The sequence below is a fragment of the Streptomyces griseorubiginosus genome (genome assembly GCF_017614965.1).
Classification (GTDB): Bacteria; Actinomycetota; Actinomycetes; order Streptomycetales; family Streptomycetaceae; genus Streptomyces; species Streptomyces griseorubiginosus_B.
Genome location: NZ_WVUG01000651.1, coordinates 1 through 1,329, shown reverse-complemented (window position 1 = coordinate 1,329; position 1,329 = coordinate 1). Strand labels below are relative to the sequence as shown.

The 1,329-nt window shown below is 73.1% G+C and carries 1 protein-coding gene; it reads right to left on the bottom strand.

Annotated elements, in window-relative coordinates:
- A partial coding sequence (locus tag GRC12_RS44505; protein WP_208786106.1) for an ATP-binding protein occupies nucleotides 1-1,329 on the bottom strand: 1,329 nt, incomplete at both ends.

The following is a 1,329-nucleotide window of genomic DNA, read 5'->3' as shown; positions in this document are numbered from 1 at the left end:
GTCGGGGTGGGCTGGCCGTCCAGGGTGACGCCCAGGCGCAGGGTGCGGTCCACCCAGGCCATGCCCTCCTGGCGGTAGTTGCGCAGCCACCAGAACCAGCCCATGTCCAGGGCCAGGGCACCGGCCTCCTCCTCGGCCCCTTCGTCGAGGGCACGGTCGAGAGCCGCCCGGATGTTGTCCAGCTCGGTCTCCAGGCGGTGGATCCACGGGAGTTGGTCGGCTGAACGCAGGCGCGGCTCCGCCTCCGCCACCAGCGCCCGCACCCACGCGCGGTGCCGCCGTTCGGCTTCCGCGCGCAGCTCGGGGACCTCGGCGGCGTGCTCGACGGCGTACTCGTGGATGGTCTCCAGCATGCGGTAGCGCATGGTGCCGGAGCCGCCCTCCTCGTACGGCGTCTCGTACGGGGTGGCCACGATCAGGGACTTGTCGACGAGCGCCCCCACGAGGTCGGCCGCGGGACCCGTGCAGACTGCCTCCGCCGCGGTGAGGTCCCAGCCGCCGGCGAAGACGGAGACCTCACGCAGGACCGTGCGCTCCCGCTCGTCGAGCAGCTCCCAGGACCAGTCCACGACCGCGCGCAGGGTCTGCTGGCGGGGCAGGACCGTGCGGCTTCCGGAGGTCAGGAGGCGGAAGCGGTCGTCGAGGCGGTCGGCGATCTGCCTGGGGGTGAGCAGCCTCAACCGGGCCGCGGCCAGCTCGATGGCGAGCGGCAGCCCGTCCAGGCGGCGGCAGATCTCCTGTACGGCCTCGCGGTCGCGGAGCACGGCCGCCGCGTCGGGGCGGACGGCGGACGCGCGCTCCTCGAAGAGGCGGTGGGCCTGGTCGGGGACGAGGGGTTCGACCGGGCGCACCGACTCGCCGGGAACGCCCAGGGGTTCACGGCTGGTGGCGAGGATCGTGAGCCCGGGGCAGCGGGTGAGCAGGGTCTCGGCGAGGGCGGCCACCGCTTCGATGACATGTTCGCAGTTGTCAAGGATCAGGAGCTGGCTGCGCTGGGCGCAGTGCTCGACGAGCAGGGCGACGGGGTCGTCCTGCGGGGCCGTCAGCTCGGTGGTCATCAGCACGGTCTCGCGCAGACCGAGCGCGCTGACCACCGCGCCTGGCACCGCCTCCGGCCGGTCGAGCGGTGCCAGTTCGACCAGCCAGGCCTGCGGGAGCCCGGCGGCGGCTTCCTCGGCGAGGCGGGTCTTTCCGGAGCCGCCCGGTCCGGTGAGGGTGACCAGTCTTGCCCTGTGCAATTCGGAACGGATGGCGTCGAGCTCTGGTTCCCGCCCCACGAAAGAGGTAAGCCGCGGACGAAGGTTGCCGGTGCGGGTGGGGGGTTGGGGG